Here is a 20,271-nt window from a genome sequence, read left to right as displayed (position 1 = left end):
TTATTCAATGAAGTGCTTTCGTCGGCTCGGCCCAAATAGTCGTGTCGTCAGCCTGCGGCGATCATGGCCACCGCAGCCAGCGCCAACACCATGCCGAGCACCTGCCAGCGTGTGACCCGCTCGCGCAGCACCACGATCGCGAGCAACACCGTCGCTGCCGGGTACAGCGACATGAGCACGCCCGCCAGCGACAGCAGCGCCGCCTGAAGTGCCAGCAGCATCGCGATGTTGGCGCCGACGTCGATGAATGCCGCGAGCACCGCCAACCTCAGCGGGGCGCCCGACGGCGGTCGCAGGTTGTGGCTCAGCAGCGCGATGAGGACCACCACAGCCGTGGCCGATGCGCGGGCGAACACAAGCGGCCACAGCTTTGCGTCCACCGGCGCCTGATCGATCAGCACGAAGTTCAACCCGAACGCCACGCCCGACCCGACCGTCAACCACGCCACCGTCGGGGTGAACCTGTGCTCCGTGACGTCCTCGTCGGACGCCTCCCGGCTGACCAGCACCACCGCCACCAACGCCAGCACCACGCCCACGCCGGCGATCAGCCCGGGCCGCTCCCCCAGCGCCAGCCCGATACCCACCGGGATGCCCGCTACCAGGATCGCGGTCAGCGGGGACACCACCGAGATCGGCCCGGAACCCAACGCGGCGTAGAACCACCAGACACCGAACGCCTGCGCGACCCCGCACAGCACGCCCCAGACCACTGCGCCCTGTGAGACGTCCCCACCGATCGGGACCGCCAGTACTGCGAGCACCACCAACGCGATCGGATAGGAGACCAGCACGACGCGCAACGCGGCGACGCGGCGCGAGGCCAGCCCGCCGACGAAGTCGCTGATCCCGTAGCCCAGCGCCGACGCCAGCGCGAGCGCGACTCCGATCAGGTCATGCCCTTGGCGCGGCGCCCCAGCTCGCGGGTGATCTCGCGCTGCGCGTCACGACGCGCCAGGTCCTGCCGCTTGTCGCGGGCCTCTTTACCGCGGGCGAGCGCCAGTTCCACCTTCACCTTCCCGTCGGTGAAGTACAGGGACAGAGGCACGAGCGTGAGGTTGCCGTCGCGGATGCGACCGATCAGCTGATCGATCTGCTTGCGGTGCAACAACAGCTTCCGGTTGCGCCGCGGCACGTGGTTGGTCCAGCTGCCGTGGTGATACTCGGGGATGTGCAGATTGCGCAGCCACACCTCGCCGTCGTCGACCGTGGCGAAGGCATCGGCCAGCGACGCCTGCCCGTCGCGCAGGCTCTTCACCTCCGTGCCGACGAGCTGGATACCCGCCTCGAACGTCTCCAGGATCGAATAGTTGTGTCGTGCTTTGCGATTGGTCGCGACGACCTTGTTGTTACTGGACCGGGACGGGTCGGCTTTCTTGGCGCCCTGTTTTGCCATGGCTACCTTCGTATGTAAAGGCGCAGTGTCACGTAAGCAGTGATACCCGACATCGCCAACCCCAAGAACAGCATCAGCGGAGCGCTGAAGTACAGCACGTCGGCGTAGTCGACCTTGGCGATCAGATTCGCTTGATAGAACTGGTTGAGCGCGTTCTCCAAGAACAGCGCCCGCACCACTATCAACCCGATGATCGCGATGACCACACCGATCAACGCTGCCAGCATGGCCTCCACCAGGAACGGCAACTGGGTGTACCAGCGGCTGGCCCCGACCAGACGCATGATGCCGATCTCGGTGCGTCTGGTGTATGCCGCGACTTGGACCATGTTGGCTATCAACAGGACCGCGCCCACCGCCTGAACCAACGCCACCGCGAACGCGGCGTTGCTGATGCCGTCGAGAACCGCGAACAGGCGGTCGATCAGCTCCTTCTGGTTGAGCACGTTGAGTACGCCTGGCTGGCCGACCATCGCCTCGTCGAATTCCTTGTGCTGCTCGGGGTCTTCGAGCTTGACGATGAACGACGCCGGAAACGCGTCACGACCCGCGACGTCCTTGTATTGCGGGAACTTCGTGATCGCGTCCTCGTAGGCCTCGTCGCGATTGAGGAACCGCACCGAGCGCACGTCGTCGCGGTCCTCGATCTGCTGGCGCAGCGCCTTGCACGGGTCGGCGTCACACGACGGGTCGTTGGCCGAGACGTCGTTGGTCAAAAAGACCTGGCTTTCGACGCGGTCCAGGTAGATGTTGCGGGACTGGTCGGCGAGCCGGACGACGAGCAGGCCGCCGCCGAACAGGCCGATCGAGATGGCGGTCGTCAGGATCATCGCCACGGTCATGGTGACGTTGCGACGAAATCCGGTGAGGACCTCGTTGATAAGGAAGCCGAAGCGCACTAGCGATCCATTCCGTAGACGCCGCGCTGCTCGTCGCGAATCAGCCGGCCGAGTTCGAGTTCGACGACTCGCTGGCGCATTGAGTCGACGATGTGGTGGTCGTGGGTGGCCATCAACACCGTGGTCCCGGTGCGGTTGATCCGCTCGAGCAGATCCATGATGTCCTTGCTGGTCTCCGGGTCCAGGTTGCCCGTGGGCTCGTCGGCGAGCAGCACCAGCGGCCGGTTGACGAATGCGCGCGCGATTGCGACGCGCTGCTGTTCGCCACCGGACAGTTCGGCGGGCAACCGGTTGGCCTTGCCCGACAGGCCGACCATCTCCAGCACGTCGGGCACCACCCGGTTGATGGTCTCGGCGCGCTTGCCGATGACCTCGAGGGCGAATGCGACGTTTTCGAAGACGGTCTTCTGCTGCAGCAGCCGGAAGTCCTGGAACACACAGCCGATCACCTGGCGCAGGCTGGGGATGTGGCGCCCGGGCAGCTTGTTGACGTGGAACTTCGACACCTGGATGTCGCCGTGGGTCGGCGTCTCCTCGGCCAGGAGCAGCCGCATGAACGTCGACTTGCCCGATCCCGACGGCCCGATGAGGAAGACGAACTCACCCTTGTCGATCTTGACCGAGACGTTGTCGAGCGCGGGCCGCGCTGACGACTTGTACTGCTTGGTCACGTTGTTGAGGGTGATCATCACGGGTCGCCAGTGTAGCGGTGAAACAGTGCCGCCCTAGCTGGGCGGAGGCGTCGTCGGTGGTGGCAGCAGTTGCGGTACCGGGGGCACCAGCGGCGTATCCGTCGTTGTGGGCGTTCCCCCGGGCCCGATCTCCGGCGTCGTCGGCGTCGTCGGGCTGGTCGGCGAGGTATCGGTCGGACTCGTCGTGGTGGTCGTTGTGGTTTCGGTCGGGCTCGTGGTGGTCGTGGTCGGCGGTTCGGTGGTGCGACGGACGTTGGTGCGCGGCACCCACGTGTAGTTCGGGTCCGGCACGAACCCCGGCGGGACCACCGCAGGAGCGGGCGCGGGCGGTTCGGGGGGTTTGGGCTCGAACGTCTGATTCACCCAGAACAGCGCCACGAACGCCGCGATGAGCACCACCGTCGACACCCGCATCCGCCCGAAACGGGCGCTCAGCCAGTTCCTCACTTCTTCTGCTCCGCCGAGCCCCGCGTCTCATTTCCCGCGCCGCCGTCTGTCGCCGGGTGGACGATGGCGCCCACCGTCGGTGTCACACCGTCGGTCGGCGACACGATCCCGGCGCGGCGTAGCTCGGCGATCACCAACACGCGGATGCGCCGGCCGACCTCGAATTGCTTACCGGGAAGTGTGCGCGCGACCATCCGCAGGTTCACCGTCTCGAGCCCGATGCTTTCGACACCCATCAGCTGGGGCGCATCGAGCATGAGTGCGCTGAGTTGCGGATCGTCTGTTGCCTTGCGCGCGACGGTGTGCAGGAGCTCGTTGACCTCGTTGAGGTCCGACCCCGTCGGCACCGGAATGTCGATGACGGCGCGCGCCCAGTCCTTCGACAGGTTGAGCGATCGAACGATGTTGCCGTTCGGGATGGTGTACATCTCACCTTCGGCGGTGCGCAGCTTGGTCACCCGCAACGTCACCTCCTCGACCGTTCCGAGCGACTCCTCGGGTGCACCGACCATGCTGAGCTGCACCAGATCGCCGAAGCCGTACTGCTTTTCGGTGATGATGAAGAAACCGGCCAGCAGGTCCTGGACCACCTTCTGCGCACCAAAACCCAGCGCGGCGCCCAGCACCGCGGCTGGCGCGACCAGCGACCCGATCGGGATCGCGAGCGTGTCGGTGATCTGCACCGCCACGATGATGAACAACAAGGCCACCGTCACCCACGAGATCACCGAAGCGACGGCCTGGCGATGCTTGGCGCTCTCCGAACGCACCAGCTGATCGCTTTCCAGGTATTCGGCGTCGATGCGGCTCACGATCCGCTGCGCTGCCCAGTTGATGAACCGCGCTGCCAGCAGTCCGCCGATCAACAGCAGCGCGATCGTCACACCGCGGTCGAGAATCCAGTTGCCGATGTTGCCCTTCCAGAAGCCTTCCCAGCGCTCCCCGAGGGACAGTGCGATCAGACTGTTATCCATCGTCTTGACTCTTGCGCCAACGAATGCCCGCCTCGAGGAATCCGTCGAGGTCGCCGTCCAGCACCGCGGCGGGGTTGCCGACCTCGTACTCGGTGCGCAGATCCTTGACCATCTGGTAGGGGTGCAGCACGTAGGACCGCATCTGGTTGCCCCACGAGCTGCCGCCGTCACCCTTGAGGGCGTCCATCTCGGCGCGCTCTTCTAAACGTTTGCGTTCCAACAACTTTGCCTGCAAGACCCGCATCGCCGAAACCTTGTTCTGCAACTGCGACTTCTCGTTCTGACAGGTCACCACGATGCCTGTCGGGATGTGGGTCAGCCGAACCGCCGAGTCGGTGGTGTTGACCGACTGGCCACCTGGGCCACTGGAGCGGTAGACATCAACGCGCACATCGCTTTCCGGGATGTCGATGTGGTCCGTGGTCTCCACCACCGGCAGCACCTCGACGTCCGCGAACGATGTCTGCCTGCGGCTCTGGTTGTCGAACGGGCTGATGCGCACGAGGCGATGGGTGCCCTGCTCGACCGACAGGGTGCCGTAGGCGAACGGTGCGTGCACCGCGAACGTCGCGCTCTTGATACCCGCCTCTTCGGCGTAGGAGATGTCGAACACCTCGACGGGATAGTCGTGCTGTTCGGCCCAGCGGATGTACATGCGCATCAGCATCTCGGCCCAGTCCGCGGCGTCCACCCCGCCGGCGCCCGAGCGGATCGTGACGACGGCCTCGCGCTCGTCGTACTCGCCGGACAGCAGGGTGCGCACCTCCATCGCCTCGATGTCCTCGCGCAGCTTGGCCCGCTCGGCGTCGGCCTCTGCGAGTTCCTCCTCGCCGCCGTCCTCGGCGGCCAGTTCGTACATCACCGGCAGGTCGTCGAGGCGCTGCCGGAGTTCCTCGACGCGCCGCAGCTCGCCCTGGGTGTGCGACAGCTCACTGGTGACCTTCTGAGCGCGCGTCTGGTCGTCCCACAGGTTCGGGTCGGAGGCCTCGTGCTCGAGCTTCTCGATGCGACCGCGGAGGCCTTCGACGTCGAGCACCCGCTCCACCGTGGTCAGGGTGGCGTCGAGGGCAGCGAGGTCGGCTTGACGGTCAGGATCCACGGGAGTTCAGGTTACCCGTGAGCCGACACGCGCCGGTTCTCGCGACTGGCGGCAACGAGGCCCGTCGGCGTTCTAGCATCGGATGCGTAACCAGCCGGCCCCGACGCGACAGCCCCTTGCGCGAGGCCGGGCAGCGAGAAGGAAGCTTCGACAAAAGGTGTCCATGCGCCCCTATCACGTGGCGATCGTCGGCTCAGGGCCTTCGGGCTACTTTGCCGCGGCGTCATTACTCAAGTTCGCCGATTCCCAGGACGACGCCGACGTACGCGTCGACATGCTCGAAATGTTGCCGACCCCGTGGGGTCTGGTGCGCTCGGGTGTGGCACCTGACCATCCGAAGATCAAGTCGATCAGCGCCCAGTTCGAGAAGACCGCGTTGGATCCGCGGTTCCGCTTCTTCGGCAACGTCGCGGTCGGCGAGCACGTGCACCCCGCCGAGTTGGCCGAACAGTACGACGCGGTGATCTACGCCGTCGGCGCCCAGTCCGACCGGGCGCTGGGGATCCCCGGTGAGGACCTGCCCGGCAGCGTCGCCGCCGTCGATTTCGTCGGCTGGTACAACGCCCACCCGCATTTCGAGGAGATCGCACCCGACATCTCCAGCGGTCGCGCCGTGGTGATCGGCAACGGCAACGTCGCCTTGGACGTGGCGCGGATTCTCGTCACCGATCCCGACGTACTGGCCGCGACGGACATCGCCGACCACGCGTTGAAGTCACTGCACGACCGCGGCGTAGAGGAGGTCCTCGTTGTCGGGAGACGGGGGCCGTTGCAGGCGCCGTTCACCACATTGGAGCTGCGCGAGCTCGGGCACCTCGAGGGGCTCGGCGACGTCGACGTCATCATCGATCCCACCGACTTCGCCGACATCACCGACGACGACCTCGAAGCGGCGGGCAAGACCGTGCGCAACAACATCAAGGTGCTGCGCGGCTATGGGGAACAGACACCGAAGAACGCCAAGCGGCGCATCGTCTTCCGCTTCCGAACCTCCCCGATCGAGATCAAGGGGGACGGTCGCGTCGAATCGATCGTGCTCGGCCGCAACGAGCTGGTCGAGGAGAACGGCCGCATCGTGGCCAAGGACACCGGTGAACGCGAGGAGGTGCCAGCCCAGCTCGTGGTGCGCGCCGTCGGCTATCGCGGGGTTCCGACACCCGGGCTGCCGTTCGACGAGCGCAGCGGCACGATCCCGCACACCCACGGGCGCATCGAGGGCAGCCGCAACGAGTACGTCGTCGGCTGGATCAAGCGTGGTCCGACAGGTGTCATCGGCAGCAACAAGAGCGATTCGCAGGAGACCGTGGACACGCTGATCGCCGACCTGTCGGCAGCGCAACTCGCCGACTTCGCCGAGGACCATTCGCGGCGGCTGGCCGAATGGTTGGTCGAACGGCAGCCGAAGGTGATCACCGATGACCACTGGCGGCTGATCGACGAGTACGAGCGGTCAGCGGGCGAACCGCACGGCCGTCCGCGCGTGAAGCTGACCACCGTGGCCGCGATGTTGAGGATCGGACACGGCTGAGCATCGGCTCGTCGTCCACCACGCTTGAAGCCTCAGGAGTAGGGCGGTGGCGGCGCCTCGGGTGGCGGGGCCTGCGGCGCGAATCGCCAATTGTCCGGATTCTTCGGCGAGTAGACGACGGGAAACAGTTGGCCCATGCTTGGCCAGTCGTCGACGTCGACCTCGAGCCGCTGGTACACCACGTGCTCGTTGACGGTGGGGCCGTTGATGACGCCGGTGATCGTGACGTACTGCGGTCCGATGACGTCGGTCGGCCGGGGGCTGACCCCGGTGACCAGAAGTTGACCCGACGGCCAGTCATTGGGTGTGCCGCGACGGCGCATCAGCATCGGTCGGGCCAGCAGCACCAGCGCACCGACGATCAGCAGTATCACCGCGAATTCCCACATCCCGACATGGTAGGACGACAGGCATGGATCCCGAGGCGAGCGCGAGCTCCGAGGCTGACGATCTGACACTGGCGCTTGCCCTTGCCGACGAAGCCGATGCTCGGACCACGGCCCGCTTCGGCGCGGTCGACCTCGTCGTCGAGACCAAACCCGACCTGACCCCGGCCACCGATGCCGACCTCGAAGTCGAATCGATGATCCGGCAACGACTCGGCGAGCAGCGCCCGGCCGATTCGGTGCTCGGCGAGGAGTTCGGCGGCACGAGGGAGTTCGCGGGCAGGCAGTGGGTCATCGACCCGATCGACGGCACCAAGAACTTCGTGCGCGGGGTACCGGTGTGGGCGACGCTGATCGCGTTGCTGCACGACGGCGTACCCGTGCTCGGCGTGGTGAGCGCACCCGCGCTGCACCGGCGATGGTGGGCGGTGACCGGACGGGGTGCGTACGCGCAGGTCTCCGGGCAGGCGGAGCGACGGCTGAGCGTGTCGAAGGTCGAGGACCTCGGCTCGGCGAGCCTGGCGTTCTCCAGCCTCTCGGGGTGGGCCGACCGCGGCATCCGCGACCGGTTCGTCGCGCTGACCGACGCGGTGTGGCGGGTGCGCGGCTACGGCGACTTCTACAACTACTGCCTGGTGGCCGAGGGGGCCGTCGACATCGCGATGGAGCCCGAAGTCTCGACGTGGGACCTGGCGCCGCTCGACGTCCTGGTGCGCGAGGCCGGCGGCCGCTTCACCAACCTCGCGGGTGAGGCCGGCCCGCACGGCGGCAGCGCGGTCGCGACCAACGGGCTGCTGCACGACGCGGTACTGCGCAGCCTGTCGGCCCCTGGGTTGTGAGTTCGACAACACCTTACCGATGAGTCAGTTCCGATACCTTACTCTGGAGTCAGTTCGACGAGTTCGGACGTCACAAATCGAAGCGAGGCAGTCGAAATGAGTAAAGCCCTGCCGTCGAAAAACGGATCCAAGTCGAAGCGAAGTGACAAAGAAAGCGCGGTCGGCCTGAAAAAGCACAAGCGGTCGGCGACCGATCTCGGTCTGGCGTTGGTCACTCCCCTGGTCGGCCAGGAGTTCCTGGACCGCTACAACCTGCGCGATCCGCTCAACCGCGGATTGAAGTACGGCGTCAAGCAGGTGTTCTCGTTCGCGGGCGCGGCCAGCAGGCAGTTCAAGCGGGTGTCGGGTAACCAGAGCGGACCGACGCGGCTGAAGAAGAGCGGTTCGGACTACTTCGACCTCACCCCCGACGACGAACAGCAGATGATCGTCGAGACGGTCTGCGAGTTCGCCGAGGAGGTCATCCGGCCCGCGGCGCGCGAGGCCGACGAGTCCGCCGACTACCCCGTCGACCTCGTCGCAAAGGCATCCGAACTCGGCATCACCGCGATCAACGTGCCCGAGGACTTCGAGGGCATCGCCGCGCACCGCGCAGCGGTCACCAACGTGTTGGTCGCCGAGGCACTGGCGTACGGCGACATGGGCCTCGCGTTGCCCATCCTGGCCCCCGCGGGTGTCGCGTCGGCGCTCACACACTGGGGCAGCGCCGATCAGCAGGCCACCTACCTGAAAGAGTTTGCGGGCGAAAATGTTCCGCAGTCCTGCGTGGCGATCGCCGAACCGCGAGCGCTGTTCGACCCAACCGCGTTGAAGACCACCGCGGTCCGCACCCCGAGCGGGTACCGCCTCGACGGGGTCAAGTCGTTTGTGCCGGCCGCCGCCAATGCCGAACTGTTCATCGTCGGAGCGCAACTCAACGGCAAGCCGGCGCTTTTCATCGTCGAGTCGTCGTCGAAGGGCCTGAGCATCACGCCCGACCCGGGTATGGGCATTCGTGGAGCGGCGATCGGCCAGGTCGCACTCGACGGGGTCACGGTGCCGCTGTCGGCGCGCCTCGGCGAGGACGGCGCAACGGACGAGGACTACTCGGAAGCGCTCGCGCTGTCGCGGCTCGGCTGGGCGGCGCTCGCCGTCGGCACCGCTCACGCGGTGCTCGACTACGTCGTCCCATATGTCAAGGAACGGAAGGCCTTCGGTGAACCAATCGCGCACCGTCAGGCGGTCGCGTTCATGTGCGCCAACATGGCGATCGAGTTCGACGGTCTGCGCCTGATCACGTGGCGCGGCGCGTCGCGGGCCGATCAGGGTCTGCCGTTCGCCCGCGAGGCCGCGCTGGCCAAACGGCTGGGCACCGACAAGGGCATGCAGATCGGCCTGGACGGTGTGCAGCTGCTCGGCGGCCACGGCTACACCAAGGAACATCCCGTCGAGCGGTGGTATCGCGATCTGCGCGCCATCGGCGTCGCCGAGGGTGTCGTAGTTATCTAGTCTCACGAGCGAAAGTCGAATCATGGCAATCAATTTGGAGCTGCCGCGTAAGCTCGAGGCAGTCATCGAGAAGGCCCATCAGGGGGCCGCCGAGATGCTGCGCCCGATCTCTCGAAAGTGGGATCTGCGTGAGCACGAGTATCCGGTGGAGCTCGACACCCTGGCCACCCTGTTCGAGGGCATCCAGGACGCCAAGGCGTTCGCGTTCGCAGGCGCCGAGGCGTTCGCGGGCGGTGACGAGCCCAGGGACGCCAACCACAACGGCGCGAACATGTCGGCCGTACTCAACGTGATGGAGATCAGTTGGGGGGACGTGGCTTTGATGCTGTCGGTGCCGCGCCAGGGGCTCGGTAACGCGGCGATCTCCAGCGTGGCCACGCCCGAACAGCTCGAGCGTCTGGGCAAGGACGTGTGGGCGGCGATGGCGATCACCGAACCGGACTTCGGCTCCGACTCGGCGGCGGTGTCGACGACGGCGAGGCTGGACGGCGACGAGTACGTGATCAACGGCGAGAAGATCTTCGTCACGGCCGGATCCCGCGCCACCCACATCGTGGTGTGGGCGACGCTGGACAAGTCGCTGGGCCGCGCGGCGATCAAGTCGTTCATCGTTCCGCGCGAACATCCAGGGGTGACAGTCGAGCGACTCGAGGACAAGCTCGGCATCAAGGCCTCCGACACCGCGGTGATCCGATTCGACAATGCCCGGATCCCCAAGGACAACCTGTTGGGCAGTCCGGAGATCCACGTGGAGAAGGGTTTTGCCGGGGTCATGGAGACCTTCGACAACACCCGGCCCGTGGTCGCCGCGATGGCCGTCGGCATTGCCCGCGCCGCCCTCGAGGAGCTGCGCAAGATCCTCACCGAGGCCGGCATCGAGATTTCCTACGACAAGCCGTCACACGCACAGAGCGCACCCGCGGCGGAGTTCCTGCGGATGGAATCCGATTGGGAGGCCGCGTATCTGCTGATGGTGCGCTCGGCGTGGCAGGCCGACAACGACATTCCCAACTCGAAGGAAGCGTCGATGGGTAAGGCGAAGGCCGGCCGGGTGGCCAGCGACATCACGCTGAAGGCGGTCGAACTCGCCGGCACCGTCGGGTACTCGGAGGTCACCCTGCTGGAGAAGTGGGCCCGCGACAGCAAGATCCTCGACATCTTCGAGGGCACCCAGCAGATTCAGCTGTTGGTGGTGGCGCGCCGGCTGCTCGGCTTGTCGTCGGCCGAACTCAAGTAGGCTGGGCTGGCCCACCGTTTGTGAATCTGGCGACGGACATCCCGAAAAAGCGTCGCTGATTTCACAATTGGCGCATGACCCCGTTAGAACCCGTCGTGCACGACCACCCGGGTGCGGCCGGTGACGCCGCCGCCGATGATCGTACGCAAGGTGTGCGGCGCCTCGAGCACCGGAACGTCCCTGGTGATGTCGGTGAGATGATTCGGCTTGAGCTCGCCCTCGATCTGCTTCCAGATGTCGCGACGCGGACCGATCGCGAGCTGTACGGAGTCGATGCCCGCCAGGGTGATGCCGCGCAGGATGAACGGCATCACGGTTGTGGGAAGGTCGGCCGACCTGGCCAACCCCGAAATCGCCGCGACACCCGCGTAATTGAGAGTGCTCAGCGCGTACGCGAGGGTGTCGCCGCCGACGCTGTCGACGACCCCGGCCCATTTCGACTTACCCAGCGGGCGGACCTTCTCCCCTTCCTCGGGTAGGCGTCCGATCACCCGGTAGGCGCCCAGGCCCATGAGATAGTCGTGCGCCTCGGCCTTCCCGGTGGATGCGATCACCTCGTAGCCCAGACCGGCCAGCAGGTCGACGCTGATGCTGCCGACGCCTCCGGTCGCACCGGTGACCAGTACGGGCCCGTCCTTCGGCCGCACTCCGTGGTCGCGAATTGCGTTGACGCTCATGGCCGCGGTGAAGCCGGCTGTGCCGATTGCGGCGGCCTCTCCCGTCGTCAACCCGTCGAGCTTGACCAGGTAGTCGGCCGGCAACCGGGCGGTGTCGGCGTACCCACCGTGCCTTCCGGTGCCGATGTCGTAGCCGTGGGCGACGACCCGGTCTCCGACGGCGAACTCCGATGACGACGATGCCGTGACCGTACCGGCCGCGTCGATGCCCGGGATGAGCGGATACGACCGGGCCACACCGCCTTTGGGCGTCACGGCGAGGGCGTCCTTGTAGTTGATCCCCGAGTACTCGACGGAGATCGTGACGTCACCCTCCGGCAGGAAAGTGTCGTCGACGACTTCGTGTCGGAGGGTGATTTCTCCTTCGGCGTCCTGATGTGCGACCAAGGCGTTGACTGCGCTCATGACGTCCATTGTTCACCTGGGCCCACGCGCAAGCCGGGGAACGCAAGAGTCCCCGGACGCATGTTCGCGTCCGGGGACTCCTGACTTGTCTTACGAACCGAGATGCGAGATCAGGTCAGGCTTCATCTCCTGCAACTGAGCACCCCAGTACTCCCAGCTGTGCGTGCCGTACGGCGGGAAGTTGAACACCCCGTTGGTGCCGCCGGCGGCGATGTAGTTGTCACGGAAGGTGATGTTCGTGCGGATCGTCAGGCCCTCGAGGAATTCGGCGGGCAGGTTCGCGCCACCGAGCTCGTTGGGCGTGCCGTTACCGCAGTAGATCCAGATCCGGGTGCCGTTGGCGACGATCTGCGGAATCTGCACCATCGGGTCGTTGCGCTTCCACGCGCTGTTCGGGTCCTCGGTGCGGCCCCACATGTCGTTGGCGTCGAAACCGCCCGCGTCACCCATGGCCATGTTGATCAGGAACGGCCACTGGCCCTCGGACGGGTTGAGGAACGCCGACAGTGCCCCGGCATAGATGAACTGGTCGGGGTGGTACACCGACAGGATCAGCGCGGAGTTACCCGACATCGAGAGGCCGACCGCAGCGTTGCCCGTCGTCGACACGCCCCTGTTGGCGGACAGCCACTGCGGCAGTTCGCTGGTCAGGAACGTCTCCCACTTGTAGGTCTGGCATCCGGCCTTACCGCACGCCGGCGCATACCAGTCGGAGTAGAAACTCGACTGGCCGCCGACCGGCAGGACCAGCGACAGCGGCGTCTCGAAGAACCACTCGAACGCCTGGGTCTCCAGGTCCCACCCGTTGTAGTCCTCGCGAGCGCGCAGTCCGTCGAGCAGGTACACCGCCTTGGAGCCGGTGCCCTTCTGGAACTGCACCTTGATGTCGCGTCCCATCGACGGCGACGGCACCATCAGGTACTCAACCGGCAGGCCGGGCCGGGAGAACGCCCCAGCGGTGGCTGACTGGCCGGCCAGGCTCACGAATCCCGGTAGCAGGGCCGCCGCGATGGCCGCCACCGCGAAGCGCCGCGCCCATGGGCCGCGAATCTTGTCAATCAAGCTCATACTGCAAGTCCATCCATCTTCCGGTTTGCCACTTTGGAGGCCGTTCCGTCTGCGATCGAGCGATCGCCATCGACACCGCAGCAATGTGTGCACTGCGTTGTCATGCCCGCTCGACTGAGCCCGGGGCCGTCGAGCGGACCGAGAAAATTTCAGTTGTCGCGTGTGCAGTAAAACACGATGATCAGCGCAGGAGAAACCCAGGGCCGCCTGGCGCGCCGGATTTTGCGAGCAAATTACCACTGACGCAACGGTCGAAAAAGGCTTCGACCGGGCATCGGTGGGCCGATCGCGGCACCCGTAGGCTGCGGTCATGGCACCGGCCCGCACGCCGCGACTGTCGGTCGACGACTGGATTCAGGCCGGATACGAGATCCTCGCCGAGCAGGGCATCAAGGCGCTCAAGCTGGACGCGCTGTGCGAGCGCGTCGGCGCCACCAAGGGCAGTTTCTACTGGCACTTCCCAGATATGGCCGGCTACCGATCCGCGCTGGTCCGGGCGTGGGGCGAGGTGCGCGACGACGACCGGCGTCATTTTGCGGCGCTGAGCGACCTGCCACCGCGCGAGCGGCTCTCGCAAATGATGAGTGCGCTGGTGGATGCCCGACATCGGACGCTGGAACGGGCGATGCGGGAGTGGGCGCGAACCGACGAAGAGGTCGCCGCGGGGGTACGGGCGTCGGATCGGCGGGTTCTCGAGGCCGTGCGCCAGGCGTTCGTCGAGGACGGCTTCGACCCCGATGAGGCCGATCTGCGCGCGAACGCCACCTTCGCGGCGGGGATCGGTTTCTTGCATCTATCCGGCGCGAAAGCCAGCAGCAAGGCTGCGGCGCGGCGGGAACGGTTCCTCGACATCATGCTCACGCGGTAGTTCGCGCACGCTCGGTGCGCGACGACGGTGCGCATGACGTCGCGATTCGGCGGCGTGTCGGCTGCAGACATGCCCGCTCGGCCGCTCAGGGCCGGGGGCGTTCCATACAAAAAAGTATGGTAGCGTTCGGACCATGACGGCCGCTTCGGCTCTCCCCCTTGTCGACGCCGATTTCGTCGCTCGGCTCGCCGGACGGGCCGCCGAGGCCGAGCGGCTGCGCCAGTTGCCGGACGCGACGGTCGATGAACTGACCGCATCGGGGCTCACCGACCTGCTGGTGCCCGCGCGATACGGCGGCATGCAGGCACCGCTGCCGGCAATCTTCGATCCGGTCCGGCGAATGGCACACGGCTGCGCGTCGAGCGCGTGGACCATCGGCTTCTATGTCCTGCACAACTGGATCCTGGCGTTGTTCGACGAGCGGGCCCAGGAAGAGGCCTTCGCGGCCCGCCCATTTCTCGCCCCCGCCCCCCTGGCGCCGACCGGCCGAGGGCTGCCCACCGACGGCGGGATACGACTGAGCGGCCGCTGGTCGTGGGCCACCGGCGTGATGCACGGCAACTGGATCATGGTCGGTGCGCTGTGCGGCCCCGACGACGCGATCTTCCCGGCGCTCGCGCTGCTGCCCATCGAAGACGTCGCGATCGAGGACGTGTGGCACACCGACGGCATGCGCGCCACCGGCTCCAACGACGTCGTGGTCAACGACGCGTTCGTCCCGGAACACCGTTTGGTCCGCGTCGTCGACATCTACACCGGTACCGCGCCCGGCGCGGCACTGCACGATGCCGACACCTACCGCTGGCCGATGGTGCCCGCCCTGGCGCTGTTGGCGGCGATGCCGGCACTCGGCGGCGCCGAACGTGTCGCCGAGATCTACGCCGAGCGGTTGTCGGAGCGAGTGCTGGCGTATGAGGGCGTCATGCAAAAGGACAAGCCGATCGCGCAGGCCCGCCTCGGAGAGGCCGAGGTGCGCCTGCGGGCGCTGCGCGGCCTTCTGGCAGACACCATCGCAGAGATCGAGGCCATCGTCGCGACCGGTGATGCGGTACCGAGACCGGTGCGCGGGGCGGCCCGGATGGCTGCGGCACACATCGTCCACGAGTCGCGACACGTGATCGGGTTGTTGCTCGAGGCGTCGGGTGCCAGCGCGCATTTCGTCGACAACCCGCTGCAACGGATCAAGCGCGACGTCGACGTGGTGGCCGGGCACGTCGTCTTCGACTACGACACGAGCCGAGAGCTCGCCGGAGCCCTGAGATTGGGAATGAAAGTGTCACGAACCGCGATGGTGTGATCGGAGGGAACCCATGGCCGAAGACTTGCGCGACCAAGTCACCAAGATGTTCCAGAAGAACGTCATGAACCCGATGATGCGGCTCCTGCCGTTTCAGACGTTGCTCGAGACGACGGGTCGCAAGAGCGGCCAACCTCGTCGCACTCCGCTGGGCGGGCGGCGGGTGGGCAATGAGTTCTGGTTCGTCTCCGAGTTCGGCGAGAAGTCGCAATACGTCAAGAACATCCAGGCCGATCCCGCCGTGCGGGTCCGCTTGAACGGCAAGTGGCACAAGGGAACCGCGCACATCGTGGCCGACGACGACGCGCGTGAGCGGTTGCGCTCGCTGCCGCAGTTCAACAGCTTCGGCGTGCGGACCTTCGGCACGAACCTGCTCACCATCCGGGTCGATCTCGAGGATTGACTCGCGGCGTAAGTAAAACTAAAGTCATTTTTAGTTCTTGTTCGCGGGCGTCCCCCGCCCCGCCGTCATCGTCGATGGAGCCAAACATGGAATCGTTTGTCCACCTGCGCAAAGGCCGCACTCCCAAGCGCTTGCACGCCGACCTCGACGGACTGAAGGACGATGAACTCGGCCGTGGCGGATTCGTCGGCCGCACCGCCAACATCTACCGCCGCCACGACCCCACCGCATACCGGGCGTCGGGACCGCTGCGGCCGGTCGATGTGATGACCAGCGAGCTCAAGCCCAGCGACGCCACCGATGCCGCGGGCACGCCGCTGCTGTTGTTCAGCAACCCCGACTGCCGGATCTCGCTGAGCCGGCGCAGCGAGGAGATGCCGTTCTGCGTGCGGCACGTCGACGGGGACCTGCTGTCGTTCGTGCACCGGGGTTCTGGTCGGCTCGAGACGGAGTTCGGACCGCTGCACTACCGCGAGGGCGACTGGATCTACGTGCCGAAGGCGACGACGTGGCGCCAGGTTCCCGACGAGGAGACGACGTTGCTGATGATCGAGGCCACCGCCGAGTTCCGCGTCCCACCGCCCGGGCCGCTCGGCAGGCACTTCCCGTTCGACCCGTCACAGACGACGGTCCCCGAGCCGGAGCCGATCGACGACGACGGGCGATCCGAATACGAAGTCCGCCTCGTCCACGAGGGTGGGCCGACATCGCTCTTCTACCAACACAATCCGATCGATGTCGAAGGTTGGCGCGGCGACAACTTCCCGTTCACCTTCAACATCGCCGACTACAACGTGATCGCCAGCGAGAGCGTGCACCTGCCGCCGACCGTGCACCTGTTCATGCAGGCGACGGGTGTGGCGGTGATGAACTTCCTGCCCCGGCCCGCCGAGAGCGTCCCCGGCACCGAACGTCCGCCCTGGTACCACCGCAACGTCGACTACGACGAGGTCTCCTTCTTCCACGGCGGCGACCTGTTCGGTATCCCGATGCCGCCCGGGTTGGTCAGCCACGCCCCGCAGGGTGTGCACCACGGCGCACCGGAGAAGGCCCGCGAACGCGCGCGGCGCAAGTTCGACGAACAGGACCGCGTCGGTTGGTACGTCATCTCCGTCGACACGACGCGGCGGCTGACGCCGTCGGCCGAGGTGCTCGCCAACGATTTGGGCCAGCACGCATGACCCAGACGACCGAGGCGCCGGTGCGCTACGAATACGACCGCATCCCCTATCTCGTTGCCTACCAGAACACTTCGGGCGTGCGCGACGTCTACGGCGGGGTAGCCGAGCTGGTGGTGCTCGAAAGCCACCTGCTGCGGCCCAAGGACAAACCCTCCGATACCGTGCTGGTGTTCATGCATCCGATCGGCGGCGGCGCATACCTGCCGATGATGAACGGGCTCGCGCGAGCCGGACACCATGTCATCTACTGCAACAGCCGGTTTCGCGGCACCGACTCCGCGCTGCTGATGGAGAAGGTCGTCGAGGACCTCGGCGAATGCATCAAGGACGCCAAGAACCGCTTGGGCTATTCGAAGGTGGTGCTGGCCGGATGGAGCGGCGGCGGCTCGCTGTCGGCGTTCTACCAGCAGCAGGCCCAGCACCCCACGATCACCGCCAGCCCGTCGGGTGACGGGCCGGATCTGACCAAGCTCGGCCTCATCCCCGCCGACGGCCTGATGCTGCTGGCCGCCCACATCAGCCGCCACGGCACCCTGACCGAGTGGCTCGACGCGTCGATCCTCGACGAGTCCGATCCGACTAAGCGCGATCCGGAACTGGATCTGTACAACCCGGAGAACCCCAACCAGCCGCCCTACTCGCAGGAGTTCCTCGACCGCTACCGCAAGGCGCAGATCGACCGCAACCGACGAATCACCAAGTGGGTCAAGGGAAAACTGGACGAGCTGAAGGCCGCGGGGCGGCCCGAGGACGAGTTCGCGTTCGTCGTGCACGGCACGATGGCCGACCCCCGCTGGCTCGACCCCGCCGTCGACCCGAACGAACGCACCCCGGGGACCTGTTACCTGGGTGACCCTCAGGTGGTGAACAACAGCCCGGTCGGGCTGGCCCGGTTCTGCACACTGCGCAGCTGGCTGTCGCAGTGGAGCTACGACGACGCCAACGGCGACGCGGTGGCGTGCGGCCCGGACATCGCGGTGCCGACCCTGGTGATCGGCAACCTCGCCGACGACGCGTGCACACCGAGCCACACGCGCAGGCTGTACGAGGCGATCGGGCATCATGACAAGGAGATGCACGAGATTCCGGGCGCGAACCACTATTACGCCGGCGCCGACCAGCGCGACAAGCTGCGCGAAGCCGTCGGCGTCGTCACCGACTGGCTGCACAGGCACGGATTCTCATCGGCGGGCTGGAGCGAAGCGACCCGGGGTTCAACACAGTGAGCGTGACGGGTCCGCTGGACGGCGTCCGCGTCATCGAGGTCGGCACGCTGATCTCCGGGCCGTTCGCCGGACGCCTGCTCGGCGACATGGGCGCCGAAGTGATCAAGATCGAGCCGCCGGGCGCCCCGGATCCGCTGCGCACATGGGGGCAGGCCGAGCTCGACGGGCATCACTTCTTCTGGACCGTGCACGCACGCAACAAGAAAGCCGTCACGCTGAACCTGCGGACCGAAGGTGGACGGGCGCTGCTTCTCGACCTCGTCGAGCGCTCCGACATCATCGTCGAGAACTTCCGACCGGGCACGTTGGAGAAGTGGAATCTGGGCTACGACGTGCTGCGCGAACGCAATCGGGGCATCATCCTGGTCCGCGTCTCGGGTTACGGGCAGACCGGGCCCGAGGCGCACAAGGCGGGCTATGCCTCGGTCGCCGAGGCCGCCAGCGGCCTGCGGCACATGAACGGTTTTCCCGGCGGCCCGCCGCCTCGGCTGGCCTTGTCGCTGGGCGACAGCCTCGCGGGCATGTTCGCTGCCCAGGGCGCGTTGGCGGCGCTGTACCGCCGCTCGGTGACCGGGGATGGCCAGGTTGTCGACGCGGCGCTCACCGAGGCCTGCCTGGCGGTCCAGGAATCCACGATCCCCGACTACGACGTCGGAGGTGTGGTACGCGGCCCGTCGGGGACGCGACTGGAGGGCATCGCCCCGTCGAACATCTACCGCAGCGCCGACGGCAGCTGGGTGGTGATCGCGGCCAACCAGGACACCGTTTTCCGCCGGCTGTGTGAGGCGATGGGCCGACCCGAACTGGCCACCGACGACCGGTTCGCCAATCACGTTGCGCGCGGGCGTAATCAGGACGAACTGGACAAGATCATCGGCGACTGGGCCGCCGAACGCCAACCCGATGACATCATCGAAACCCTCAGTGCCGCAGGCGTGATCGCCGGGCCGATCAACACCGTCGCCGAGGTCGTCGAAGATCCGCAGCTGCGGGCCCGTGACATGTTGGTCGAGCACTGGGACGAGCGGGTCGGACGGTCCGTCCTGGGTCCCGGCGTCGTGCCGGTGCTCTCGGAGACGCCCGGGACCGTGCGCTACGCTGGGCCCGCCGCACCCGGTCAGCACAACGACGAGGTTTACTGCGGCCTGCTCGGCAGGAGCTCGACCGAACTCGACGCGCTGAGGGCGGAGGGAGTGCTGTGAACCAGGAACACGTGCAGATACGCGATGTTTCGCTGCGTGACGGACTGCAGATCGAGGACCCGATTCCGTTGTCGGCCAAGCTCGAACTGTTGGCCGCCGTCGCTGCCACCGGGGTTCGGGAGATGGAGGCGACGGCGTTCGTCTCGCCGTCGAAGGTGCCCGCCCTGGCCGACGCCCCCGACCTCGCCACGCATCTGCAGGAGTACCGCGACTCACACGGCATCGAGTTCTCCGCGCTGGTGGCCAGTCCGAACGGCGCCAAACGCGCGATCGCGGCGGGGTTGTCGTCGATCGAGTACGTGGTCTCGGCCGCCGACGGTCACAGCCGGGCCAATGTGGGCCGCACCGCCGCAGAGGCGACGGCGTTGATTCCGGAGATCATCTCGATCGCGCACGACAGCGGGGCCAGCGTCGAGGTCATCGTCGCCACCACATGGGACTGCCCGTTCGACGGACCGACACCCCACCAGCGCGTCGTCGATGTGATGACGACCGCGTTGTCGAGCGAGGTCGACCGGTTGGCGATCGCCGACACCATCGGCACCGCCACCCCGCGGCGGGTGACCGAGACGATCGAGGCGCTGCGCCCGCTGGTCGATGAAATCCCGCTGGGCGCCCACTTCCACAACACCCGCGGCGCCGGGTTGGCCAGCGCTTATGCGGCGGTCACGGCGGGCGTCACCCGGCTGGACGCGTCGGTGGGCGGGCTGGGCGGCTGCCCGTTCGCGCCCGGTGCGAGCGGCAACATCGCCACCGAGGACCTGGTGTACCTGTTGCGCGACAGCGGGATCGGGGTCGACGTGGACCTGGACGCCGCGATCGAGGCGGCGCGCGTGGCGCAGCGTCTGGTCGGACACGATCTTCCGAGTGCGCTGCTGCGCGCCGGCGACCGAATCCTGAACTGAGCAGACGTGCCCACCGGACCGTCGCCGACACTGAGCGCCAAGGGCCGCCAGACC

At 66.7% G+C, this 20,271-nt stretch carries 21 protein-coding genes; 11 read left to right on the top strand and 10 right to left on the bottom strand.

Translation table 11 applies throughout. The features are described 5' to 3' along the window. Nucleotides 1-47: 47 nt before the first annotated feature. Genes CEX87_RS04095 through prfB form a run of 7 tightly spaced genes read right to left on the bottom strand, consistent with a single transcriptional unit; the run spans nt 48 to nt 5,507 of the window. A complete protein-coding gene (locus CEX87_RS04095) occupies nt 48-893 on the bottom strand; it encodes an EamA family transporter (RefSeq protein WP_094286059.1) in 846 nt (281 codons plus the stop codon). After that, nucleotides 890-1,396: an SsrA-binding protein SmpB gene (smpB, locus tag CEX87_RS04090; RefSeq protein WP_064394403.1), complete on the bottom strand. Its 507-nt coding sequence runs from the start codon at nt 1,394-1,396 to the stop codon at nt 890-892. The genes CEX87_RS04095 and smpB overlap by 4 nt, the downstream gene beginning before the upstream one ends. A gap of 2 nt (nt 1,397-1,398) precedes the next feature. After that, complete coding sequence (ftsX, locus tag CEX87_RS04085; protein WP_064417207.1) at nt 1,399-2,295, bottom strand: permease-like cell division protein FtsX; 897 nt, start codon at nt 2,293-2,295, stop codon at nt 1,399-1,401. Next, the gene (gene ftsE / locus CEX87_RS04080) at nt 2,295-2,984 is read right to left on the bottom strand and encodes a cell division ATP-binding protein FtsE (RefSeq protein WP_064346044.1); all 690 of its coding nucleotides are present in this window, start codon (nt 2,982-2,984) and stop codon (nt 2,295-2,297) included. The genes ftsX and ftsE overlap by 1 nt, the downstream gene beginning before the upstream one ends. 36 nt (nt 2,985-3,020) lie before the next feature. Continuing rightward, nucleotides 3,021-3,434: a hypothetical protein gene (locus tag CEX87_RS04075; RefSeq protein ID WP_064417208.1), complete on the bottom strand. Its 414-nt coding sequence runs from the start codon at nt 3,432-3,434 to the stop codon at nt 3,021-3,023. Further along, entirely contained in the window at nt 3,431-4,408 is a 978-nt protein-coding gene (locus CEX87_RS04070) for a mechanosensitive ion channel family protein (protein WP_064417209.1), read from the bottom strand. Before CEX87_RS04070 ends, CEX87_RS04075 begins: the two co-directional genes overlap by 4 nt. Further along, nucleotides 4,401-5,507 carry a peptide chain release factor 2 gene (prfB, locus tag CEX87_RS04065; RefSeq protein ID WP_064394398.1) on the bottom strand — a complete coding sequence of 369 codons (1,107 nt, stop codon included), beginning with the start codon at nt 5,505-5,507 and terminating at the stop codon, nt 4,401-4,403. Before prfB ends, CEX87_RS04070 begins: the two co-directional genes overlap by 8 nt. 163 nt (nt 5,508-5,670) lie before the next feature. Here prfB and CEX87_RS04060 point away from each other — a divergent pair, with 163 nt between their 5' ends. After that, on the top strand, nt 5,671-7,035 hold the full coding sequence (locus tag CEX87_RS04060; RefSeq protein ID WP_094286057.1) for an FAD-dependent oxidoreductase: 1,365 nt from the start codon (nt 5,671-5,673) through the stop codon (nt 7,033-7,035). Between the two features lie 32 nt (nt 7,036-7,067). Here CEX87_RS04060 and CEX87_RS04055 read toward each other — a convergent pair whose 3' ends face one another. Continuing rightward, nucleotides 7,068-7,424, bottom strand: a complete 357-nt coding sequence (locus tag CEX87_RS04055) for a hypothetical protein (protein ID WP_094286056.1) — start codon at nt 7,422-7,424, stop codon at nt 7,068-7,070. 23 nt (nt 7,425-7,447) lie between these two features. Here CEX87_RS04055 and hisN point away from each other — a divergent pair, with 23 nt between their 5' ends. The 3 genes from hisN (at nt 7,448) to CEX87_RS04040 (ending at nt 10,985) form a co-directional block, all read left to right on the top strand. Beyond that, nucleotides 7,448-8,260: a histidinol-phosphatase gene (gene hisN / locus CEX87_RS04050; protein WP_094286055.1), complete on the top strand. Its 813-nt coding sequence runs from the start codon at nt 7,448-7,450 to the stop codon at nt 8,258-8,260. A gap of 96 nt (nt 8,261-8,356) precedes the next feature. Beyond that, entirely contained in the window at nt 8,357-9,748 is a 1,392-nt protein-coding gene (locus tag CEX87_RS04045; protein ID WP_094286054.1) for an acyl-CoA dehydrogenase family protein, read from the top strand. A 22-nt stretch (nt 9,749-9,770) separates the two neighbouring features. After that, nucleotides 9,771-10,985 carry an acyl-CoA dehydrogenase family protein gene (locus tag CEX87_RS04040; protein ID WP_094286053.1) on the top strand — a complete coding sequence of 405 codons (1,215 nt, stop codon included), beginning with the start codon at nt 9,771-9,773 and terminating at the stop codon, nt 10,983-10,985. 83 nt (nt 10,986-11,068) lie between these two features. Here CEX87_RS04040 and CEX87_RS04035 read toward each other — a convergent pair whose 3' ends face one another. Further along, a complete protein-coding gene (locus tag CEX87_RS04035; protein WP_094286219.1) occupies nt 11,069-12,067 on the bottom strand; it encodes an MDR family oxidoreductase in 999 nt (332 codons plus the stop codon). A 90-nt stretch (nt 12,068-12,157) separates the two neighbouring features. Next, nucleotides 12,158-13,135, bottom strand: a complete 978-nt coding sequence (locus CEX87_RS04030) for an esterase family protein (RefSeq protein WP_064394392.1) — start codon at nt 13,133-13,135, stop codon at nt 12,158-12,160. Nucleotides 13,136-13,445: 310 nt separating this feature from the next. On the opposite strand from CEX87_RS04030, the gene CEX87_RS04025 reads away from it, so the two are divergent. The 7 genes from CEX87_RS04025 to CEX87_RS03995 all read left to right on the top strand — a co-directional run bounded on the left by CEX87_RS04025 (nt 13,446) and on the right by CEX87_RS03995 (nt 20,217). Then, complete coding sequence (locus CEX87_RS04025) at nt 13,446-14,003, top strand: TetR/AcrR family transcriptional regulator (RefSeq protein ID WP_064394391.1); 558 nt, start codon at nt 13,446-13,448, stop codon at nt 14,001-14,003. Nucleotides 14,004-14,136: 133 nt separating this feature from the next. After that, on the top strand, nt 14,137-15,300 hold the full coding sequence (locus CEX87_RS04020) for an acyl-CoA dehydrogenase family protein (RefSeq protein ID WP_064394390.1): 1,164 nt from the start codon (nt 14,137-14,139) through the stop codon (nt 15,298-15,300). Between the two features lie 13 nt (nt 15,301-15,313). After that, nucleotides 15,314-15,703 carry a nitroreductase/quinone reductase family protein gene (locus tag CEX87_RS04015; protein WP_064394389.1) on the top strand — a complete coding sequence of 130 codons (390 nt, stop codon included), beginning with the start codon at nt 15,314-15,316 and terminating at the stop codon, nt 15,701-15,703. Nucleotides 15,704-15,789: 86 nt separating this feature from the next. Further along, nucleotides 15,790-16,884, top strand: a complete 1,095-nt coding sequence (locus CEX87_RS04010) for a homogentisate 1,2-dioxygenase (RefSeq protein WP_094286052.1) — start codon at nt 15,790-15,792, stop codon at nt 16,882-16,884. After that, nucleotides 16,881-18,110 carry an alpha/beta hydrolase family protein gene (locus CEX87_RS04005; protein ID WP_064394387.1) on the top strand — a complete coding sequence of 410 codons (1,230 nt, stop codon included), beginning with the start codon at nt 16,881-16,883 and terminating at the stop codon, nt 18,108-18,110. The genes CEX87_RS04010 and CEX87_RS04005 overlap by 4 nt, the downstream gene beginning before the upstream one ends. After that, nucleotides 18,107-19,312, top strand: a complete 1,206-nt coding sequence (locus tag CEX87_RS04000) for a CaiB/BaiF CoA transferase family protein (protein WP_064394386.1) — start codon at nt 18,107-18,109, stop codon at nt 19,310-19,312. The genes CEX87_RS04005 and CEX87_RS04000 overlap by 4 nt, the downstream gene beginning before the upstream one ends. Further along, on the top strand, nt 19,309-20,217 hold the full coding sequence (locus CEX87_RS03995; RefSeq protein ID WP_064394385.1) for a hydroxymethylglutaryl-CoA lyase: 909 nt from the start codon (nt 19,309-19,311) through the stop codon (nt 20,215-20,217). Before CEX87_RS04000 ends, CEX87_RS03995 begins: the two co-directional genes overlap by 4 nt. The last annotated feature ends 54 nt before the right edge of the window (nt 20,218-20,271 follow it).

The sequence above is a fragment of the Mycobacterium lehmannii genome, from assembly GCF_002245535.1.
In the GTDB taxonomy this organism is placed as follows: Bacteria; Actinomycetota; Actinomycetes; order Mycobacteriales; family Mycobacteriaceae; genus Mycobacterium; species Mycobacterium lehmannii.
This window is presented reverse-complemented; position numbering and strand designations above follow the sequence as displayed.

What these genes read in the sequence shown, in the direction of transcription:
- CEX87_RS04020 (WP_064394390.1), top strand. Translation starts at nt 14,137, where the DNA reads ATGACGGCCGCTTCGGCTCTCCCCCTTGTCGACGCCGATTTCGTCGCT.
- CEX87_RS04045 (WP_094286054.1), top strand. Translation starts at nt 8,357, where the DNA reads ATGAGTAAAGCCCTGCCGTCGAAAAACGGATCCAAGTCGAAGCGAAGT.
- ftsE (WP_064346044.1), bottom strand. Translation starts at nt 2,984, where the DNA reads ATGATCACCCTCAACAACGTGACCAAGCAGTACAAGTCGTCAGCGCGG.
- hisN (WP_094286055.1), top strand. Translation starts at nt 7,448, where the DNA reads ATGGATCCCGAGGCGAGCGCGAGCTCCGAGGCTGACGATCTGACACTG.
- CEX87_RS04015 (WP_064394389.1), top strand. Translation starts at nt 15,314, where the DNA reads ATGGCCGAAGACTTGCGCGACCAAGTCACCAAGATGTTCCAGAAGAAC.
- CEX87_RS04060 (WP_094286057.1), top strand. Translation starts at nt 5,671, where the DNA reads ATGCGCCCCTATCACGTGGCGATCGTCGGCTCAGGGCCTTCGGGCTAC.
- CEX87_RS04055 (WP_094286056.1), bottom strand. Translation starts at nt 7,424, where the DNA reads ATGTGGGAATTCGCGGTGATACTGCTGATCGTCGGTGCGCTGGTGCTG.
- CEX87_RS04040 (WP_094286053.1), top strand. Translation starts at nt 9,771, where the DNA reads ATGGCAATCAATTTGGAGCTGCCGCGTAAGCTCGAGGCAGTCATCGAG.
- CEX87_RS04010 (WP_094286052.1), top strand. Translation starts at nt 15,790, where the DNA reads ATGGAATCGTTTGTCCACCTGCGCAAAGGCCGCACTCCCAAGCGCTTG.
- CEX87_RS04030 (WP_064394392.1), bottom strand. Translation starts at nt 13,135, where the DNA reads ATGAGCTTGATTGACAAGATTCGCGGCCCATGGGCGCGGCGCTTCGCG.
- CEX87_RS04070 (WP_064417209.1), bottom strand. Translation starts at nt 4,408, where the DNA reads ATGGATAACAGTCTGATCGCACTGTCCCTCGGGGAGCGCTGGGAAGGC.
- smpB (WP_064394403.1), bottom strand. Translation starts at nt 1,396, where the DNA reads ATGGCAAAACAGGGCGCCAAGAAAGCCGACCCGTCCCGGTCCAGTAAC.
- CEX87_RS04025 (WP_064394391.1), top strand. Translation starts at nt 13,446, where the DNA reads ATGGCACCGGCCCGCACGCCGCGACTGTCGGTCGACGACTGGATTCAG.
- CEX87_RS04035 (WP_094286219.1), bottom strand. Translation starts at nt 12,067, where the DNA reads ATGAGCGCAGTCAACGCCTTGGTCGCACATCAGGACGCCGAAGGAGAA.
- CEX87_RS04005 (WP_064394387.1), top strand. Translation starts at nt 16,881, where the DNA reads ATGACCCAGACGACCGAGGCGCCGGTGCGCTACGAATACGACCGCATC.